Source organism: Zoogloea sp., from assembly GCF_023150065.1.
Classification (GTDB): domain Bacteria; phylum Pseudomonadota; class Gammaproteobacteria; order Burkholderiales; family Rhodocyclaceae; genus Zoogloea.
This window is the reverse complement of record NZ_JAKLLN010000068.1, coordinates 1-1,444: the sequence shown is the minus strand read 5'-3', so window position 1 is coordinate 1,444 and position 1,444 is coordinate 1. Positions and strand designations below refer to the sequence as shown.

Annotated in this window: 1 protein-coding gene; it reads left to right on the top strand. The window is 70.5% G+C overall.

All coding sequences use genetic code 11. The annotated features are described in order from the left end of the window. The first annotated feature begins 4 nt into the window (after positions 1-4). Positions 5-1,300 (top strand): metallophosphatase family protein, encoded by a 1,296-nt coding sequence (locus L6Q67_RS23415; RefSeq protein WP_296575881.1) that lies wholly within the window; start codon positions 5-7, stop codon positions 1,298-1,300. The last annotated feature ends 144 nt before the right edge of the window (positions 1,301-1,444 follow it).

Sequence of the window (1,444 nt, the reverse complement as noted above, 5' to 3'; positions counted from 1 at the left end):
CCACCTGGAGGAGGCCGATCGCTGCTTCTCGGCGGCCGTGGACCGCGCCATCGAACTCGCCGTCGATGTGGCCGTGATCTCCGGGGATGCCACCGATCACGCCCTGGACCTGCATGCGCCCGCAGCGTTGCGGCTGCTGGCGCAGGTGCGGCGGCTGGCCGATCAATGCCCGGTGCTGATGGTCCAGGGCACGTGGTCGCACGAGCCGCCCGGCACGCTGACCGTGTTCAGGATGCTGGGCAGCCGCCATCGGGTCTTCGTCGCGGACCGGATCGGTCAGGTGGCGTTGATGGGCAGCGGATCGTCCCGGGACCTGGCGGCCACCGATGCGTCTTCCGCCGACCTTTGGCTCGCCTCCGAAGGCCCGCGATTCGAAGAAGTCCCGCCTGGCGCCAGGGCACTGTTTACCTGCATTCCGTCGATCAACAAGGCGGCCGTCGCGGCAGCGGTCGGCGCCACCGCTGCCGCCGAGGCCCAGGGTGAGCAGCTGGCCCGGCTGCTACAGGGCTACGCCGGCATCCACGGCGTAGCCCGTGCTGCCGGCGTGCCGACGCTCGCGGTGTCGCATGGCACGGTCTTCGGCTGCGTGACCGAGCATGGCGTGCCGATGGCCGGGTTCGACCACGAGTTCACCACCGGGGCGCTGTTCAGCGCCGGGGCGCATGCCACCTTGCTGGGCCACATCCATCGGCACCAGGCCTGGATGCAAGGGAAGGGCGAACGGCGCCAGTGCATCGCCTACGCCGGGTCGATCGGTCGCTTCCACCACGGGGAGCAGGGCGACAAGGGATTCCTGCTGTGGGAATTCGGACCGGACGGGGTGTACTGTCGCCTCGAACCGACTCCTGCGAGACGGACCATGGACATCGTGTTCGAAGGTCGGCCCGACCTGGACCAGTTGCGAGAGGCGGTTCGGGCGCAGGAACTGGCCGGCGTCAGCGTGCGGGTCCGATGGACCGTGGCCGACGAGGACCGGCACGAGGTGGACCGCGGCGCCATCGAGCGTGCCCTGTCCGGCGCCGCCGATGTCCAGCTCGAAGGGCGGATCGTGCCCGTGGTGCGCACCCGCGCGCCCGGCATCTCGCAACTCGTCAGCCTGGCCGACAAGGTCAGGGCCTGGGCCACGGCGACGGACTTCCACGCGCAGCCGCTGCTGGAGTGCCTGGAACGGGTGACGACGACCGAACCCGAGGACATCGTCGCGGAGGCCCTGGCGGTCCCCGATGCCGGCGCCAAGGCACAGGGCGGCCTTGACCTGGCCGAGAAGGGTCCGAGACTGGACCTCTTCGAGGCGGCCTGAAACGGCGCCTGAACAGCGCTCGAAGGGCGCCCAGGCTGCATCACATGCCACCTCGACCATCGCGCCGCCCAGCGGCGCTGGAGGCACGCCATGCAACCACTCTCACTCAGGCTCCGGGGCTTCCGGGGCATCCGCGACGGCCTC